An 18764-nucleotide genomic window follows, 5' to 3' on the forward strand; every position below is an offset into this window, starting at 1 on the left:
TTTTAACGCTATTTTCATTTAGACTTCGGTATTTTTACCGTAAATGTATAAAAGTCCTCTGAGTCTTCTTCTTCCGTCTTTAAGTCAATCCCACTTTTAGTCACCATTGAAAGCGACTGCCGGATTGTATTGACTGCAATACGAACGTCTTTACTCACTGATTTCCTTTGGGAGACTTTCTTTTTCTCTTTTGGTTCAGGAGGATGTAATACTTCTTGGATTCTTGCTTCCAGTTGCTTTACATTCAGTGATTTCTCTAACACTTCTTGAAATACTTCATGCTGCACTTCAGGGTCTTTCAATGCAATAAGAGCACGTGCGTGTCGTTCAGATAACTCTTTTGACAAGATTGCTTGTTTAATAGAGTCAGGTAGTTTTAACAACCTCATCTTATTCGCTATTGTAGATTGACCTTTCCCTAAACGCTGTGCTAATGCTTCTTGAGTTAGTGCATGCAATTCTAAAAGTTTCTCATAGGCATACGCTTCTTCAATTGCGGAAAGCTCTTCTCGCTGTAAGTTTTCTATTAACGCAATTGATGCGGTCTCTTTATCATCCAAATTACGAACAATTGCAGGGACTTCTTCCCATCCAAGTTTCTTCATGGCACGGTAACGACGTTCACCAGCAATAATTTCATACTCGTCATCTTCCGTTTGACGGATCACAATCGGTTGGATGACTCCATGAGTATGGATTGTTCTGGCCAACTCTTCAATTTTCTCCTCAGAGAAGATGGTGCGCGGTTGAAAACGATTTGGTTTAATACAATCGATTTGAATTTGTTCTACGGATTCATTTATCAACGGTTCTGCTTGTTCTATAGGAGGAAGCTCTTTCTCTCCATTTCCAAAGAAACGTGAAAACGTATTTTTCATTCCAGACACCACCTTTTTAAGACTATCCTCTGTTATGAATAAGCTTAGTCACAGCAGAAGGATGATATTCTTCTGCTTACAGTTAACTTAAGTTATTCATATGAACACTTTAACGGCAGTCCATTCCTATTGAAGCGGACTGACAACCGACTTAAGTAGAAAAGTAAACGGCTCCTTTTCTTTCTCTTTGGCCTGCATTGTTCCACGTGAAACAGATTAATGGATTGGCGTCTTATTAGGAGTGCCGGGTTTTCGTGGATACTTTTTAGGCGTTTTTTTCTCTTTAGAAAATACGAATACAGTTCGTTCACTCTCTTCAAGAGGAAGAGAGAATGTATGTTTATCTTCTAACACAACACCAAGAGTTTCAAGTGCTTTTTTTGCATCAGACATTTCATCCGCTGCTGCAGCACCTTTCATGGCGATAAATTTCCCATTAACTTTTAAAGCCGGAACACAAAGTTCTGCCAGAACGCTCAAACGTGCTACGGCGCGTGCGGTTACAATATCAAACTGCTCCCGATATGCACTATTTTGTCCAAACTCTTCTGCACGAGCATGTACAAACCAGACGTTTTTCAACTCTAATTGGGATGCTAGTTCGTTAAGGAAATTAATGCGTTTGTTTAATGAATCCACTATGGTTACATGTAAGTTTGGAAAGCATATTTTCAATGGAATGCTTGGAAATCCAGCCCCGGCACCTATATCACAAAGTGTTAGTTCTTGTGTTAAATCGGTAAAAAACGAAGCAGAAATGGAGTCATAAAAATGTTTTAGATAAACTGATGGTGCATCTGTAATTGCAGTCAAGTTCATCTTTTCGTTCCACTCTACAAGCAATTCAAAATACTTTTTAAACTGGGCAACTTGATGAGCATCGAGTTGGATACCCTTCTCTTTTAACTCATTGATAAATTGTTCTTCGGTCACTGGGATCCACCTTTCAAAAAAGCTAATACGGACACTATATCCGTATTAGCCTGGAAATTAGCCGGATATTTTAGCGATTTTACCTTGCTCAATGTAGACGAGTAGGATGGAAATGTCTGCGGGATTTACTCCAGAAATTCTCGAAGCCTGTGCAATTGAGAGCGGTCTAACATCACTTAAATTCGCTCTTGCCTCTTTTGCAAGACCGGAAATTGCATGATAATCAATGCCTTCAGGAATCTTTTTGTTTTCCATCTTCTTCATTCTATTTACTTGCTGCATCGCTTTTTCAATATATCCTTCGTACTTAATTGAAATTTCAACTTGTTCTGCTACATCCTGTGAAATTTCAAGAGCAGAGGGAATCACTTTACAAATCTCTTCGTATTTCATTTCAGGACGTTTCAGCAAATCTGCAGCTTTCATTGGCTCGCGAAGTGCTGTGCCTCCTGCTGCTTCAATTATCTCTTGAACAGCCTCTTCCGGTTTTATAGAAACCTTACGCAACCGTTCAATTTCTTGTTCTATTTGTTCTTTTTTAGCAACAAACTTTTCATAACGTTCATCGGAAATCATTCCAAGTGAATGTCCGACTTCTGTAAGTCGTAAATCTGCATTATCATGTCGCAATAGCAAACGGTATTCAGCACGCGATGTTAACAATCGGTATGGCTCACTCGTCCCTTTGGTAACGAGATCATCGATCAGCACGCCAATATAAGCATCTGCACGTCCTAGAACCACTTCTTCCTTGCCTAGAACACTGCTGGCTGCGTTAATCCCTGCCATGATACCTTGAGCAGCTGCTTCCTCGTATCCGGACGTTCCATTAAGCTGACCTGCCGTGTACAAGTTCTTGATTTTTTTCGTTTCTAGTGTCGGCCATAACTGCGTTGGTACGATTGCATCGTATTCAATTGCATAACCAGCCCGAAGCATTTGTGCTTTTTCGAGTCCTGGTACACTTTCAATCATCTTCCGTTGAACGTGCTCAGGTAAACTTGTGGAAAGTCCTTGTACATACATTTCACGAGTATTCCGGCCTTCTGGTTCAAGGAAGATTTGATGTCGTGATTTATCTGCAAAGCGGACAATCTTGTCTTCGATTGAAGGACAATAGCTCGGTCCTTTCCCTTTAATAACGCCTGAATACATCGGTGATAAGTGAAGGTTTTCATTGATAAGCTGATGCGTTAATGGTGATGTATAAGTTAACCAGCATGGGAGCTGATCTGTAATGAATTCAGTCGTTTCAAAACTGAATGCACGTGGTGTTTCATCACCCGGCTGAATTTCAGTCTTGCTATAATCCACTGTATTACTATTTACACGCGGAGGCGTTCCCGTCTTGAATCGAACTGTATCAAAACCAAGTCCGCGAAGACTATCCGCCAGTCCGATAGAAGGCATTTGGTTATTTGGACCACTTGAATATTTCAAGTCTCCAATAATGACTTCTCCCCGCAAGAAAGTTCCTGTTGTGACAATGACTGTTTTCGCACGGTAGACGGCTCCAATTTGTGTGAGCACGCCTTTTACTTCCCCATCCTCGACAATCAGTTCTTCAACAACACCTTGGTGAAGGGACAAATTCTCCTGATCTTCTAACATACGTTTCATTTCTTGCTGATAAAGGACTTTGTCTGCTTGCGCACGAAGCGCACGCACAGCAGGTCCTTTTCCTGTATTCAACATCCGCATTTGAATGTGTGTTTTGTCGATTACTTTACCCATCGCTCCGCCAAGTGCATCAATCTCCCGAACTACAATCCCTTTTGCAGGACCTCCAAGTGATGGATTACAAGGCATGAAGGCAATCATATCCAAGTTCATGGTAAGTACGAGCGTGCTCGCCCCCATTTTTGCTGATGCATATGCTGCTTCTACGCCTGCATGACCGGCGCCGATTACGATAACATCGAACGTGCCTGCTTCAAATTGTGGCATGCTCGTTCATCCTTCCTATATGTGAATCACCAGACAATGAGTCAAGTGTTCAATTGTTTATTTCCCGAGGCAAAACTGTGAGAATAACTGATTAATAAGACTGTCTTGAACGGTATCCCCTACGATTTCACCGAGCAGTTCCCATGTACGCGTGATATCGATTTGAATCATATCAATCGGTACACGTGCTTCTGCTGCTTGGATTGCGTCTTCAATGGAAGTTTTCGCCTGATGCAGCAGCGCAATGTGACGCTCGTTTGAAACGTATGTTGGATCTTCCGCTTCGATGCCTCCGCCAAAAAACAGATTAGCGATTGTTTCTTCCAACTCATCCACACCTTCATCTTGGAGGATAGATGCTGTAATCACATGTTTTTGGTTGGCAAGCTGTTTGACGGTCTCTATGTCAATTTGTTGTGGAAGATCCGTTTTGTTGACGACAATAATTGCATCCATTGGACGAATTGTCTCGAGCAATCGTTCATCTTCAGGTGATAATTCTTCAGAACCGTTCAACAACAAAATAACGAGGTCCGCTTCTTTTAAAACTTGTCTAGATCGTTCTACCCCTATTCGTTCCACTAAATCTTCTGTTTCCCGAATTCCAGCAGTATCGACTAATTTGAGCGGTACACCTTTGACATTGACGTACTCTTCAATAATATCACGAGTTGTCCCTGCAATGTCAGTAACAATTGCTTTATTTTCCTGAACCAAACTATTCAATAAGGATGACTTCCCTACGTTCGGCCTTCCAATAATCACTGTTGAAAGCCCTTCACGAAGAATTCTGCCTTGAGAAGAGGTAGACAAGAGACGAATAATTTCACTTCGCACCCATTCACCCTTTTCAATCATGAGCGGAATTGTCATTTCTTCCACATCGTCGTATTCAGGGTAATCTATGTTCACTTCCACTTGTGCCAGCGTCTCAAGAAGCGCTTGTCGTAATTCACCGATCAAACGCGACAGTTTTCCATCCATTTGGTTGAGGGCTACGTTCATGGCACGGTCCGTTTTTGCTCGTATCAAGTCCATTACAGCTTCTGATTGTGATAAGTCAATTCGCCCGTTTAAAAAGGCACGCTTAGTGAATTCACCTGGTTCAGCTAATCTAGCACCATATTGAAGCACTAATCGGAGTACCCGATTGACAGAAACCAGTCCTCCGTGGCAATTTAACTCAATCACATCTTCTCGTGTGAACGTTTTCGGTGCTTTCATAAGCGAAACCATTATTTCTTCTACAACTTCATCTGTTACTGGATCCATTAGATGGCCATAATGTATCGTATGTGAAGCTGAATCCACCAACTGTTTACCGGATGGTGAACGGAATAAACGATCCGCAATTTCGACTGCTTCGTCTCCACTGATTCGGATAATCGCAATTGCCCCTTCACCCATCGGCGTTGAAATTGCTGCTATTGTATCAAAATGCACGTTGACTCACCTTCCTGATTTCCGTTATCCACATGTGCATAACCTATTTTCGGGCATAACTATCTAACAGTAAATTTTATCATATATCCGTCCGCAGTCCTAGCATGTAAGACTCGAAAAATGTGGATAACTTGAAAACTTTATAGCAGTTAATCAGTCAATCCCTCTTTTCATGACTTATTCCATCGAATTTATCGCATTTTAATAGATAACTTCTTTTGGGATTATTCTTAAATCCGACCAATAATTGAGCATTTTTTGTATGTATAGGGTTGTTCGTAGACACACATTTCCTGAACAAACACTTTGAACTTTTCTTGAATGCAAAAAAGACTGTCTCAGAAGTCAGGATTTCTGACATTCTGGACAGTCTTTTTATACAATCGGTTCAATTACTAAGTAACGTCGCGGATCTTTACCTTCAGAGTAAGTTTCAATATCGAGGCGATCTGCCAAAGCATTGTGCAAAACCTTCCGTTCATTGGAAGGCATAGGCTCAAGTTGAACTTTTCGCCCGCTTCGGATGGCTTTATCAGCCATCCGTTGTGCCAGTTGTTCCAATGCTTGTTCCCGTCTAATTCGATAATCCTCTACATCGATTCGGACAACTTTATAACTTCCCGTTCCTTTATTTGCAACGAGTTGCGCTAATTGTTGTATCGCATTCAACGTATTTCCTCTTTTTCCTATCAGAAATGCAGCTTTCTTACTTTCTAATTGGAAGTAGATGACTTTACCGTCTGTTTCATGGGTGATTTGAAGATCTACAACGCCCATACCTCTAGCTATTTCACTTATATATGCACTAGTTTCATTAATAATTTCATTTTCTGAACGTATCGGTTCTGAAGGTTCTTCTTTTCCTGGCTCTTCTTTAGGCAAAGTCTCACAAACTTGTTCATCCGCTCGTTGCACAAGCGGAATTCGTACGGAAGAAGGATAGTCTGTTTTTACAACTTCTTCAGTTATTGAATTTGTTAAAGCTGATTCAACAGGCTTTTCAGGATGTTTTTTAACTAGCACTTCTGCAGGTACTGCGCCAAACCCAAGAAATCCTTTTTTTCCTTCAGTGATCACTTGGACATCGACTTTTTCCCGCAAAGTACTCAATTTCTCTAGTGCAGAGGCGATTGCATCGTCAACGGTCTTGCCGGTCTGTCTGATCTCACTCATTTCCGTTTAGTTCCCCCTTTGTTAGATTTGCCTTTTGGTTGTTCAATCACAACTTCCTTTTTCTTGAACGGTTTGTAGATGAAAAAGTTTTGAACTATTGAGAACGTGTTTCCAACAACCCAGTACAATGCAAGAGCTGCAGGCAGGAATGATCCGAAAATCATGATGAAGAATGGCATGATATACATCATAATCTTCATTTGCGGGTTATCCATTGCTGGACCCGTGCGCAACACAACGAATTGCATGATTCCTGCAAAAATAGCCAATGTTATACTCGGCGCTGCTAAGTCAAACACTAAAAATTTACCAAGTGGAATTTCCGGTGTTGCATTCATTCTGCTAATTGCATGATAAAATCCGATAAGGATTGGCATCTGTACAATTACAGGTAGACAACCGGCTACTGGATTGACTTTGTTTTCAGACATGACAGCCTGCATTTCTTCGCGATACTTTTGCTGCGTAACAGCATCTTTAGACTTATACTTTTCTTTTAAAGCGTTTAATTTCGGTTGAATTTCCTGCATTTGTTTAGAACTTTGTGTTTGCTTCAATGTAAGCGGTAATAGAATTAGGCGAATAATAAGAGTTACTGCAATAATTCCAAGTCCGTATGTGCCTAGCAAGTCTTTAAATGTTTCAATTAAAGAAACTAGCGGCCAAACAATGTATTTACTCCAAAATCCTTCACTGGAAGCAGATATTGGCTCCCTAAAGTCTCCACAGCCCGCCAAAAAAACGGACATTACTGTAAGCATTAACAGTAATCCGGCTCTTTTCTTCAATATAGTTCCCCCAAACTTTCATTCATCTTCTATAGTAATAACTCGTAGTGACAGTGTATCATGAACGTTGTTTTCAGTTCTACTTCTTCTTAAGTACTCTTGCGATTCTAAGCACATGCTGTAAACTCTTTTTACTTTCATGAAAGTCGATTGTGGCCGCCGGATGTCTGGCGATGACTACATAATCTTGGTTTTGTTGAAGATCTTCTTTCATTTCAAAGAAGGATTGACGAATATACCGTTTAATGCGATTACGTGTCACTGCATTGCCAATTTTCTTTCCGACTGACAATCCGATTCTAAACTCTTCCTGATTCTCCGCTTTACATACATAAACCACGAATTGTCGATTAGCAAAAGACTTTCCCTGCTTGAATACCCGTTGAAATTCTTCATTCTTTTTTATGCGTTGTCTTTTTTTCATTTTGCACCTGCTTTATGGCATGGGTTTTAGTAATTATCTAGCTTTGACATAAAAAAAAACCACTGAATGTTCAGTGGCTTACGCTGAAAGAACTTTTCTTCCTTTTCTGCGACGGGCTGCAAGGACTCTGCGTCCGTTTTTAGAGCTCATGCGTGCACGGAAGCCGTGGACTTTACTGCGTTTACGTGTATTTGGTTGGAATGTACGTTTCATTTTAGAAGACACCTCCTGCTTTACTGACTCAATTACATGTTACATATAACAGTCTTGACAAGTATATCCGCCAGATGCGTCATTGTCAAACGGTTTTTCACGATGCACTTAATAACTTCCTCCAGATCTAACGCATCAACTATATGAATCAATCGTAATTCACTGAATTAAGTTATCCACACTTTCCTCACGAAACGAATTTTTGTTCTGTGTATGTTTTTAGTTCAGATTTTTTCAACATGCAACATTTGTCGACAAGTTTTTCACATATCCCTCCCTGTGGATAACGTTTCTGTCCACATTTGCGGGCTATGTGAATAACTTTGCTCATCCCTTGTCACGATAGAGATTTCCTGATACAATGAGAAAGATTTTGTTGTGCATATAATTTTATACAAATACTCTTATCCACAATTGTTAATAAGTTGTGGATAATTTTTTCAACAACTTTTAGTAATAGTTACCCACAGGCGTGGAAACTGTGTATAATACATACTTCCGGGTTTAGTTCGGCGAAAAGGAGGTTCACTTGTGGAGCATTTAGAAAACCTTTGGCAGGAAGTTCTGTCGAAAGTGGAAGAAAAAATCTCCAGACCTAGTTTTGAAACTTGGCTGAAATCGACAAAACTTTTATCTTACGGAACTGAAAATGTAACAATTGCTGTTCCGAATTCGTTTTCAAAAGAATGGCTGGAGAGCCACTACGTACATTTAATTACAGGAATTCTTTCTGAGTTGACTGGTGAAGACCGGTTAATTCAATTTGTGGTTCCAGAGGATATGACAGAGAAAGACTTTGCCGTCCCAAAACCAGTGGTTAAAAAAGTAGAAAAGTCCGCTGTAGCAACAACTGCGGCAATGCTGAATCCGAAGTATACATTCGATACGTTCGTAATCGGTTCAGGAAATCGATTTGCGCATGCTGCTTCACTGGCAGTTGCCGAAGCACCTGCAAAGTCATATAATCCGCTTTTCATCTATGGGGGCGTCGGCCTTGGTAAAACCCACCTCATGCATGCAATCGGACACTACGTGTTGGAACAAAATCCTGCGCTTAAAGTTGTCTATCTATCGAGTGAAAAGTTCACGAATGAGTTCATTAACTCCATTAGAGACAACAAAGCTGGTGAGTTTCGAGACCAATATAGAAGCGTAGACGTACTGCTAATTGATGATATTCAGTTTCTTGCCGGAAAAGAACAGACGCAAGAGGAATTCTTCCATACATTTAATACTTTGCATGAAGAATCTAAGCAAATTGTCATCTCCAGTGACCGGCCTCCGAAAGAGATTCCGACATTGGAAGACAGACTAAGATCCCGCTTTGAATGGGGACTAATCACTGATATTGCACCGCCTGATCTTGAGACACGGATTGCTATACTTCGAAAGAAAGCTAAAGCAGATGGTCTTATTGATATCCCTAATGAAGTAATGCTATACATTGCCAATCAGATTTACACGAATATACGTGAACTTGAAGGGGCCTTAATACGCGTTGTTGCGTATTCATCACTTGTAAATATGGACATCACACCTGACTTAGCTGCAGAAGCTCTAAAAGACATTATTCCTAATGCCCGTCCAAGAACTGTTACGATTATTGACATTCAAAAGACAGTAGGAGAGCACTTTAGCGTTCGATTGGAAGACTTTTCGGCTAAGAAAAGAACACGGGCAATTGCATTCCCGCGCCAGGTTGCGATGTATCTTTCTAGAGAACTAACAGATGCTTCTTTACCAAAGATTGGTTCAGAGTTTGGAGGGCGTGATCATTCAACAGTCATTCACGCTCATGAGAAGATTTCTAAAATGGTCAAAGAGGATAAATCACTGCAGCAAGATATTCAAGACATTCGTGCAGCGTTAGGAAGAAGTTAACGAGACTGTGGATATCTTAGAATAACTAGTGCACGTTCACGAACAGGTTATGCACATGTGGAAAACTATGATGTATATCTCTTCAAAGGGCTTTTCCACATATCCACAGGCCCTACTACTATTACTACTATTCTTTTAAGTACTTTAATTCATTATATAAGCGAGGGGTTTACATGAAATTTGAAATCATGAGAGACAAATTGCTTGATGGTCTAAGCGATGTCATGAAAGCCATCAGTCAAAAAGTGACAATCCAGATTCTCACGGGTATCAAAATCGAAGTAAATGAAAAAGGACTCACAATGACAGGCAGTGATTCAGACATTACAATCTGTACAACAATTCCTGTCGAACAAGACGGAGAGCAAATTATTCAAGTAATGGAAAGCGGCATGATTGTTCTCCAAGCAAAGTTCTTCAGTGAGATTGTTCGAAAGCTGCCTACAAATGAAGTTATGATTGAAGTAACTGAAGGTATGCATACACATATCCGTTCTGGGAAATCGGAATTCCACTTGATTGGATCTGATCCATATGAATATCCAGTGCTGCCAGTAGTTTCAGACGAACATAGAATGTCTCTTCCATCAGATTTGATTAAGTCTGTCATTCGGGAAACTGTTTTTGCAGTATCCCAACATGAAACACGGCCTATTCTTACTGGAGTTCATTGGGAGTTAAAAGACGGGGAACTAGTTTGCGTAGCTACAGATAGTCATCGACTAGCTCGTCGTAAAACAATGCCTGAACATGTACCTGAACAGCCTTTCAGCATTGTAATTCCAGGAAAGAGTCTTCAAGAGTTGAACAAAATCTTGCCAGATTCACAAGATTCCACGGAGATTATCTTTGCGGAGCAGCAAGTGCTGTTTAAAACACGTAATGTTTTGTTCTACTCCAGATTGCTAGAAGGGAATTATCCAGATACGTCCCGTCTAATTCCTTCTGAATACAAAACATCTGTTACAGTTAACGGAAAACAGTTGTTACAAGCCATTGACCGTGCATCATTATTGGCTCGTGAAGACCGAAACAATATTGTTCGTTTTGCAGCTGAAGAAGGAAATACACTTGAAGTTTCTTCAAATTCACCTGAAGTAGGTAAAGTAGAGGAATTGATTGAAGCTCAAGAGGTGTCAGGGGAAGACTTAAGAATTTCATTTAGCGCCAAGTATATGATGGATGCACTAAAGGCCATTGACGGGCAAAATATTGAAATTCACTTCACTGGTACAATGCGGCCATTCATACTAAAAGCAACAGACAATGAGTCAATTCTGCAACTCATATTGCCTGTACGAACATACTGAACAAAAAAGGATGGCCGTAAAGCGGCTATCCTTTTTACTTATAGTCAAAAGTTCGGTAAAATAGAAATACAAACTAACTTGATGAGGGATTGAATGCAAATGGAAGAACTACGTTTCAATACTGAGTATGTAACACTGGGGCAGCTGCTGAAAATGACGAATGCAATCAGTTCTGGCGGAATGGCGAAATGGTTTTTAAGTGAAAATATAGTCTATGTCAACGGTGAAGCAGAACAGCGGAGAGGCAGGAAACTATATGATGGTGATGTAATTCTCTTACCAGGCGCCGGCAAGTATAAGCTAATGGCTGATCCTTATGGAACCCGGGATGTACATTGATCACCTCGCTTTAACTGACTACAGAAATTATGCCTCCCTCGATTTATCATTCTCTCCACATATCAACGTGTTCATTGGCGAAAATGCGCAAGGCAAAACAAATGTCATGGAAGCAATATATGTACTAGCCATGGCAAAATCACATCGGACGTCAAATGATCGTGAACTTATCCGCTGGGGCCAGGAGTATGGTAAAATAAAAGGGGATATTGAACGCAAGTATGGGCATCTTCCGATTGAGCTTGTGATTTCCAAAAAGGGGAAGAAAGCCCGCGTTAATCATATTGAGCAAAACCGACTAAGTTTATATATTGGTCAAGTAAACGTAGTTATGTTCGCTCCTGAGGATTTAAACCTAGTCAAAGGGAGTCCTCAAGTGAGAAGACGTTTTCTGGATATGGAGATTGGTCAAATTTCTCCAGTCTATTTAAATGACTTGCTGACCTATCAAAAACTTTTGAAACAAAGAAACGCAATACTTAAAGATAACCGTGGTAAACGAGAGCTAAAAGATGTGATGTTTGACGTTTATACTGAACAGTTTGTAGACAAGGCAGTTCAGATTATAAAAAAACGATATTACTTTTTAGAGCTCCTGCAGAAGTGGGCAGGGCCGATTCATCATGGTATTTCACGTGAACTAGAAAGCTTGGAAGTCTCTTATAGCACCCTAAAAGAGTTATCACCTGAACTATCAGCAGATGAAATGAAAGAAGTCTTGATGAGTAAGCTGAACGAAGTGAAAACAAGGGAGCTTGACCGGGGAATTACTTTAATTGGACCGCACCGTGATGACTTAACCTTCATGGTAAATGGTTATGATATTCAAACTTATGGATCCCAAGGACAGCAGCGAACTACAGCATTGTCATTAAAACTTGCTGAAATCGAGTTAGTTCGTCAAGAAGTCGGGGAATCCCCTATTTTGCTGCTTGATGATGTGTTAAGTGAATTGGATGACTATCGTCAATCTCATTTACTGAATACCATTCAAGGGCAAGTACAAACATTTGTTACAACAACTACCATTGCAGGAATCGAGCACGAGACAATTCGTCAGGCTGCTATCTATGAAGTAGAAGACGGTACCGTTTCAAAACGGGAAAACGTGTAAGACCTGTGTAAGTATAGATACCGGAAAAATAAGACCGGGATGTCGGCGTGTTCGGAAAGGAAAGGTGAACGGTTTGGCGATGGATGAAAAAGAGCTGCAAAATGCATATGATGCCAATCAGATCCAAGTGCTCGAAGGGTTAGAAGCAGTTCGAAAACGCCCAGGTATGTACATTGGAACGACAAGCGGAAAAGGACTTCACCATTTGGTCTGGGAAATTGTCGACAATAGTATTGACGAGGCATTAGCAGGTTACTGCGATCACATAGAAGTGACTATTGAAAAAGATAACTGGATACGTGTAGATGATAATGGCCGAGGTATACCAGTAGATATTCAAGAGTCCACTGGACGTCCGGCAGTTGAAGTTATTATGACGGTCCTGCACGCAGGCGGTAAGTTTGGCGGGGGCGGATATAAAGTCTCTGGCGGCTTGCACGGTGTAGGGTCTTCAGTTGTAAACGCTTTGTCGGAGGAGACCGAAGTATTTGTTAGACGTAATGGAAAATTATACGTTATTAAATTCAGTCGGGGTAAAGTAGTTCAAGAACTTACAGTTGTTGGCGAATCCGATGAAACTGGTACCTCAACACGTTTCAAGGCAGATCCAGAGATTTTTACTGAAACGACAACGTACGAATATGGTATTTTGCAACATCGTTTACAAGAACTTGCTTACTTGAATCGCGGTCTTCGCATTACAATATCGGATAACCGTGAGGAAGAGGAACGTAAAGATACGTATTACTACGAAGGCGGTATTAAATCATACGTTGAACATTTGAACGAGAATAAAGAACCGATCTTTGAGGACCCGATTTTTATAGAGGGTGAGAAGGATGGTATTTCAATAGAAATTGCCATGCAGTACAATAGCGGATTCGCTGATAATTTGCTGTCATTTGCAAACAACATTAATACGTATGAAGGCGGTACGCACGAATCTGGTTTCAAGACTGCACTGACACGTGTTATCAATGATTATGCACGTAAAAATGGTCTATTGCGCGAAGCCGATCAAAACCTGACAGGTGATGACGTTCGTGAAGGATTAACAGCAATTGTATCTATCAAACACCCAGATCCACAGTTTGAGGGACAAACAAAAACAAAACTGGGGAACTCTGAAGTGAGCACCATTGTCAATTCGTTATTCTCGGAAGGCTTCCAGCGATTCATGATGGAAAACCCGCAAGTTGCACGAAAAGTGATCGACAAGAGTTTAATGGCAGCACGTGCTCGTCTGGCTGCTAAAAACGCGCGTGAATTCACACGTAGAAAGTCTGCACTTGAAGTGTCCAGTCTGCCAGGTAAACTGTCAGATTGTTCATCTCGTAATCCTGCAATTAGTGAACTATACATCGTAGAGGGAGACTCTGCCGGAGGTTCTGCAAAAGGCGGACGTGATCGTCACTTCCAAGCAATTTTGCCATTGCGAGGTAAAATCCTAAACGTCGAGAAGGCGCGACTTGATCGTATTTTAGGTAACGAAGAAATTCGGATGATGATTACGGCGCTCGGTACAGGAATTGGGGAAGAATTTAACTTAGAAAAAGCCCGATATCATAAGATTGTCATTATGACAGACGCAGACGTGGATGGTGCTCATATTCGAACACTACTTCTTACATTCTTCTTCCGCTTCATGAGACCGTTAATTGAAGCAGGGTATGTATATATCGCACAACCGCCTCTATACCGAGTTAAGCAAGGTAAAAAAGAGGAATATTGTTTTGATGAAGAAGCACTGCAAGAAATTTTAAAACGTTTACCTGCAGCTCCGAAACCTATTATTACTCGTTACAAAGGTTTAGGGGAGATGGATGCAACGCAACTTTGGGAAACAACGATGAATCCAGATCAGCGTACATTGCTTCAAGTACATTTAGAAAACGCTATTGAGGCAGATGCAATTTTTAACCGACTTATGGGAGACGAAGTTGCACCGCGTCGGAAGTTCATCGAAGACAATGCTATATACGTAAAAAATCTGGACGCTTAAGGCTTAAGTATCCGGACTGTTAAGGAGAGCCGTCTTATTTCATAAGAAAAAGAAGACAGGCTGAAAGGAGCATGACAACATGGCAGATTTGCCAAACCGCGGTGTGCAGGAAATTAATATTGGTAAAGAGATGGAGACGTCATTTCTTGACTATGCAATGAGTGTTATCGTATCACGGGCACTTCCTGATGTTCGCGACGGATTGAAACCCGTTCATCGTCGTATTTTATATGCAATGCAAGATCTAGGGAATACGGCAGATAAGGCACATAAGAAATCCGCTCGTATTGTTGGAGACGTTATCGGTAAGTATCACCCTCATGGTGATACTGCTGTTTACGATACAATGGTACGCATGGCCCAAGACTTTAACTATCGTTATATGCTTGTAGACGGCCACGGAAACTTCGGTTCAGTAGATGGTGACTCCGCCGCAGCAATGCGTTACACGGAATCCCGCATGTCGAGGATTGCTATGGAACTATTGCGTGATATAAATAAAGACACAATTGATTATAAAGACAACTACGATGGCCAAGAAAGAGAACCAATCGTATTGCCTAGCCGTTTTCCAAACCTTTTAGTGAACGGTACCTCAGGAATTGCAGTTGGTATGGCAACGAATATTCCGCCGCATCACCTAGGTGAAACAATTGACGGTGTTTTGGCTCTTGCAGAGAACTCTGCCATTACGACAGAAGAATTGATGGAAATCATTCCTGGCCCTGACTTCCCCACAGGCGGTATTATTCTTGGAAGAAGTGGGATTCGCAGAGCCTATGAAACAGGCCGCGGCTCGTTATTAGTTCGAGGTAAGGTTGAAATTGAGCAGGCAGCGAATGGCAAAGAGACAATTATTGTCTACGAATTACCTTATCAGGTAAACAAAGCTCGGTTGATTGAAAAAATAGCAGATCTTGTACGGGAAAAGAAAATTGAAGGAATTACACACCTTGCAGATGAATCTGACCGTACAGGAATGCGCATAGTTATTGAAGTACGCAGAGATGCGAATGCACACGTACTTCTAAATAACTTGTATAAACAAACTGCGCTTCAGTCTAGTTTTGGTATTAATATGCTTGCACTTGTAGACGGGCAGCCGAAAGTATTGGCATTGAAAGAGATATTGCATCATTACTTAGAACACCAAAAAGTAGTCATTCGCCGCCGTACACAATATGAGTTGAAAAAGGCGGAAGACCGTGCTCATATTTTGGAAGGTTTGCGTATTGCGCTGGATCATATTGATGAAATCATTGCATTGATTCGTGGTTCTAAGACAGCTGATGAAGCAAAGAGCGGGTTAATGGAACGATATAGTCTTTCAGATCGTCAAGCGCAGGCCATTCTGGATATGCGATTGCAGCGGCTGACAGGACTGGAACGTGACAAAATTGAAGAAGAATATCAACAATTAGTAGTTCTTATCAATGAATTGCGTGCCATCTTAGCTGATGAACAAAAAGTAATTGAAATTATTAAAGAAGAGTTGCTTGAAGTAAAACATCGCTTTGAGGATAAGCGCCGTACAGAAATTACACTGGGCGGTATCGATATGCTTGAAGATGAAGACTTAATACCTGAAGAGAATTCTGTGTTAACACTCACGCATCATGGCTACGTGAAACGGTTGCCTGCAAGTACGTATCGCAGCCAACGTCGTGGAGGGCGCGGAATTCAGGGTATGGGTACAAATGACGACGACTTTGTAGAGCACTTGTTAAATACATCGACACACGATACAATCTTGTTCTTTACAAGCAAAGGCCGTGTGTTCCGTAAAAAGGGATATGAGGTTCCTGAGTTCAGCAGAACAGCTAAGGGGCTCCCTCTAGTAAATCTATTAGACGTTGAAAAAGATGAAAAAGTAACTACAATGATTCCTATCAAAAAGTTTGAAGAAGGACAGTTCTTGTTCTTCTCGACGCAAGAAGGTCTTGTCAAACGGACTTCAGTAATGGCATTCGCCAACATTCGTTCTAATGGTTTGATTGCACTGCGTCTGCGTGAAGAAGATGAACTTATCAACGTTAAGCTCACTGATGGAAACGCGACGGTAGCAATTGGCACCAAAGACGGGATGCTCATACAGTTTACTGAAGAGTCGATTCGACCTTTGAGTCGTACAGCAAGTGGAGTAATAGGAATTCGCTTACGCGAAGGAGACCACGTTGTAGGTATGGACGTCGTAAAGGAAGATGATGAGATTCTAGTTGTAACGGAAAATGGGTTCGGTAAACGAACTCCGATTTCCGAATACCGCTTGCAGTCTCGTGGTGGATTTGGTCTGAAAACGTTAAATATTACGGAACGTAACGGTAAAATGGTGGCGATGAAATCAGTAGATGGTACTGAGGACCTGATGCTAATCACACTTCATGGGATTTTAATTCGTATGGATATCGATGGAATATCTAAAATCGGCCGCAGTACGCAAGGGGTTCGCTTAATTCGTTTAGGGGATGAGGAACTTGTTGCCACTGTCGCAAAGGTCGAAAAAGAGTCATTAGAAGACATGGATGAAGATGAGGAAAACTTGACTGAAGATGATCAGACACTACAGTCTTCACCCGAAGAAACTGAAGTTACATCAGATGAACTACCAGAAGATCCAACAGAAACAGAAGATTAATGAAAAATACCGATTTGGATAAAATTCCATATCGGTATTTTTTTGATGTTTATAATAGCGTATGATAGAAGGAGTACAATCATCCGGTAAAGAAAAGCGGTGACTATAATTGGAGAACTTCAGAAGCTTGAACGATCTAAGGCCAGGTACAACTGTCGCTGAAGATATCTATGCAAATACGGTATTCCCCATCTTACGAAAAGGCACCATACTTGAAATGGAGCATATCGAAACACTCTACCTGTTCAATATTAAACAGGTGAAAGTAGAGGATCGAATCGTCAGCAGGGTTCAGACAGACCAGCAAAGTGCCATTGATTCTGACACGATTAAAAGTGATGTAGACCAGATACTTAATGAGAATGTAAGTCGTACTGTAGATATACAAACGATGTATATAAAGGCAGTGAATCAGTATAAGAAAGAATTCAGCTCATGGAGATCAGGCATGAAGCTAGATATTGCCAAAGTAAGATTGATCATTATGCCATTGCTTGAAACATTTATGACCCATAAAAACTCGCTTGTAATATTAAATGAGTATTCAAATCGAAAAGACTATCTTTATCATCATGCAGTTTCTGTTGGAATTGTAACGGCAGTTCTTGCAAATGAGCTAGGCTATCCTAAAGGGACGACACTTCAGCTTGGACTTGCGGGAACTCTTGCAGACTGCGGAATGGCAAAGGTTAATCCAGTTTTACTGGAAAAGGCTGCGTTTTTGACGAACAATGAATTTATTGAAGTTAAAAAGCATCCGATATATAGCTTTCAAATGATTCAAGATAGCTCTTTGCTGCGTCAAGAGATGAAACTTGCCGTCTTACAACATCATGAACGACTCGACGGCAGCGGATACCCAAGAGGGGATAAAAGCGAAAAGATTTCTCCACTCTCACAAATTCTTGCAGTAGCGGATGTATTCCATGCAATGACATGTGAACGAGTGTACCGTGCAAAGGAATCTCTATACAGAGTTGTTGAGATGTTGAAAGAAGAAGACTTTGGTAAATTCGACATAGATGTACTTAATATACTCTCTGAACTAATCGGTACACCCGCAGCAGGTGATAAGGTTCTTTTAACAAATGGGGAATCTGGTGAGGTCACTACAATTAATCATAAGACTCCACTACGTCCAAGCATAAAACTTAAAAGTAATGGGGAAGTGGTAGATCTAACTACTGATTATTCGATAGCTATAGAGAAGCTTGTAGTTAAATAAAAGTAAAGCAACATTGAAGGACCTCTATACTCAATCGGAGACATTGAATATAAAGGTCCTTTTTCTTTTATCTAGGTAAAATAGTTCTTATTAGAAACTTAGTGTTGCATTACTAAACATAGCATGGTATGATGAATCACGTTGCTATTACAGATACGTTTTCTACTACAGCAACGAACTAAACAAATAGTTTTATAAAGTTGTTGACAGTGTCATTACAGGATGTTATACTGTAAGAGTTGCTGAAAACAACGAGAAACACTATGAACCTTGAAAACTGAACAGCAAAATGTCAACGAATTATCGTTTGGGAAACCGGCTTTGCCGGCGAAACAAACACAAACAGATCGAACGATCTGATAGACATCTTAAATGATGCCAGTACGAATTGAGCAATCAATTCTCTTTTATGGAGAGTTTGATCCTGGCTCAGGACGAACGCTGGCGGCATGCCTAATA

The 18764-nt window shown here is 40.8% G+C and carries 15 protein-coding genes; 7 read left to right on the forward strand and 8 right to left on the reverse strand.

What is annotated here, in order from left to right; translation table 11 throughout:
* Window positions 1-14: 14 nt before the first annotated feature.
* From noc to rpmH, 8 genes are all read right to left on the reverse strand, one after another.
* On the reverse strand, window positions 15-878 hold the full coding sequence (gene noc, locus QT716_RS14690) for a nucleoid occlusion protein (protein ID WP_317936883.1): 864 nt from the start codon (window positions 876-878) through the stop codon (window positions 15-17).
* Between the two features lie 216 nt (window positions 879-1094).
* Window positions 1095-1811, reverse strand: coding sequence for a 16S rRNA (guanine(527)-N(7))-methyltransferase RsmG (rsmG, locus tag QT716_RS14695; protein WP_317936884.1), 717 nt, complete (start codon window positions 1809-1811; stop codon window positions 1095-1097).
* A gap of 57 nt (window positions 1812-1868) precedes the next feature.
* Window positions 1869-3758, reverse strand: a complete 1890-nt coding sequence (gene mnmG / locus QT716_RS14700; RefSeq protein WP_317936885.1) for a tRNA uridine-5-carboxymethylaminomethyl(34) synthesis enzyme MnmG — start codon at window positions 3756-3758, stop codon at window positions 1869-1871.
* 57 nt (window positions 3759-3815) lie between these two features.
* The gene (gene mnmE, locus QT716_RS14705) at window positions 3816-5201 is read right to left on the reverse strand and encodes a tRNA uridine-5-carboxymethylaminomethyl(34) synthesis GTPase MnmE (RefSeq protein WP_317936886.1); all 1386 of its coding nucleotides are present in this window, start codon (window positions 5199-5201) and stop codon (window positions 3816-3818) included.
* A gap of 375 nt (window positions 5202-5576) precedes the next feature.
* Window positions 5577-6374, reverse strand: coding sequence for an RNA-binding cell elongation regulator Jag/EloR (jag, locus tag QT716_RS14710; RefSeq protein WP_317936887.1), 798 nt, complete (start codon window positions 6372-6374; stop codon window positions 5577-5579).
* A complete protein-coding gene (yidC, locus tag QT716_RS14715; protein ID WP_317936888.1) occupies window positions 6371-7162 on the reverse strand; it encodes a membrane protein insertase YidC in 792 nt (263 codons plus the stop codon). The genes jag and yidC overlap by 4 nt, the downstream gene beginning before the upstream one ends.
* A 79-nt stretch (window positions 7163-7241) precedes the next feature.
* A complete protein-coding gene (gene rnpA / locus QT716_RS14720; protein ID WP_317936889.1) occupies window positions 7242-7586 on the reverse strand; it encodes a ribonuclease P protein component in 345 nt (114 codons plus the stop codon).
* A 78-nt stretch (window positions 7587-7664) separates the two neighbouring features.
* Window positions 7665-7799, reverse strand: a complete 135-nt coding sequence (rpmH, locus tag QT716_RS14725; protein WP_317936890.1) for a 50S ribosomal protein L34 — start codon at window positions 7797-7799, stop codon at window positions 7665-7667.
* A gap of 531 nt (window positions 7800-8330) precedes the next feature.
* Between rpmH and dnaA the strand changes: the two genes are divergently transcribed.
* From dnaA to QT716_RS14760, 7 genes are all read left to right on the forward strand, one after another.
* On the forward strand, window positions 8331-9680 hold the full coding sequence (dnaA, locus tag QT716_RS14730; RefSeq protein WP_317936891.1) for a chromosomal replication initiator protein DnaA: 1350 nt from the start codon (window positions 8331-8333) through the stop codon (window positions 9678-9680).
* Between the two features lie 173 nt (window positions 9681-9853).
* A complete protein-coding gene (dnaN, locus tag QT716_RS14735) occupies window positions 9854-10990 on the forward strand; it encodes a DNA polymerase III subunit beta (RefSeq protein WP_317936892.1) in 1137 nt (378 codons plus the stop codon).
* A gap of 99 nt (window positions 10991-11089) precedes the next feature.
* The gene (yaaA, locus tag QT716_RS14740) at window positions 11090-11329 is read left to right on the forward strand and encodes a S4 domain-containing protein YaaA (RefSeq protein WP_317936893.1); all 240 of its coding nucleotides are present in this window, start codon (window positions 11090-11092) and stop codon (window positions 11327-11329) included.
* Window positions 11319-12443, forward strand: coding sequence for a DNA replication/repair protein RecF (gene recF, locus QT716_RS14745; RefSeq protein ID WP_317936894.1), 1125 nt, complete (start codon window positions 11319-11321; stop codon window positions 12441-12443). The genes yaaA and recF overlap by 11 nt, the downstream gene beginning before the upstream one ends.
* 79 nt (window positions 12444-12522) lie before the next feature.
* On the forward strand, window positions 12523-14445 hold the full coding sequence (gyrB, locus tag QT716_RS14750; protein ID WP_317936895.1) for a DNA topoisomerase (ATP-hydrolyzing) subunit B: 1923 nt from the start codon (window positions 12523-12525) through the stop codon (window positions 14443-14445).
* Between the two features lie 79 nt (window positions 14446-14524).
* Window positions 14525-17080, forward strand: coding sequence for a DNA gyrase subunit A (gene gyrA, locus QT716_RS14755; RefSeq protein WP_317936896.1), 2556 nt, complete (start codon window positions 14525-14527; stop codon window positions 17078-17080).
* A 109-nt stretch (window positions 17081-17189) separates the two neighbouring features.
* Entirely contained in the window at window positions 17190-18305 is a 1116-nt protein-coding gene (locus tag QT716_RS14760) for an HD-GYP domain-containing protein (RefSeq protein ID WP_317936897.1), read from the forward strand.
* The last annotated feature ends 459 nt before the right edge of the window (window positions 18306-18764 follow it).

The organism is Sporosarcina aquimarina, assembly GCF_033253705.1.
GTDB lineage: Bacteria > Bacillota > Bacilli > Bacillales_A > Planococcaceae > Sporosarcina > Sporosarcina aquimarina.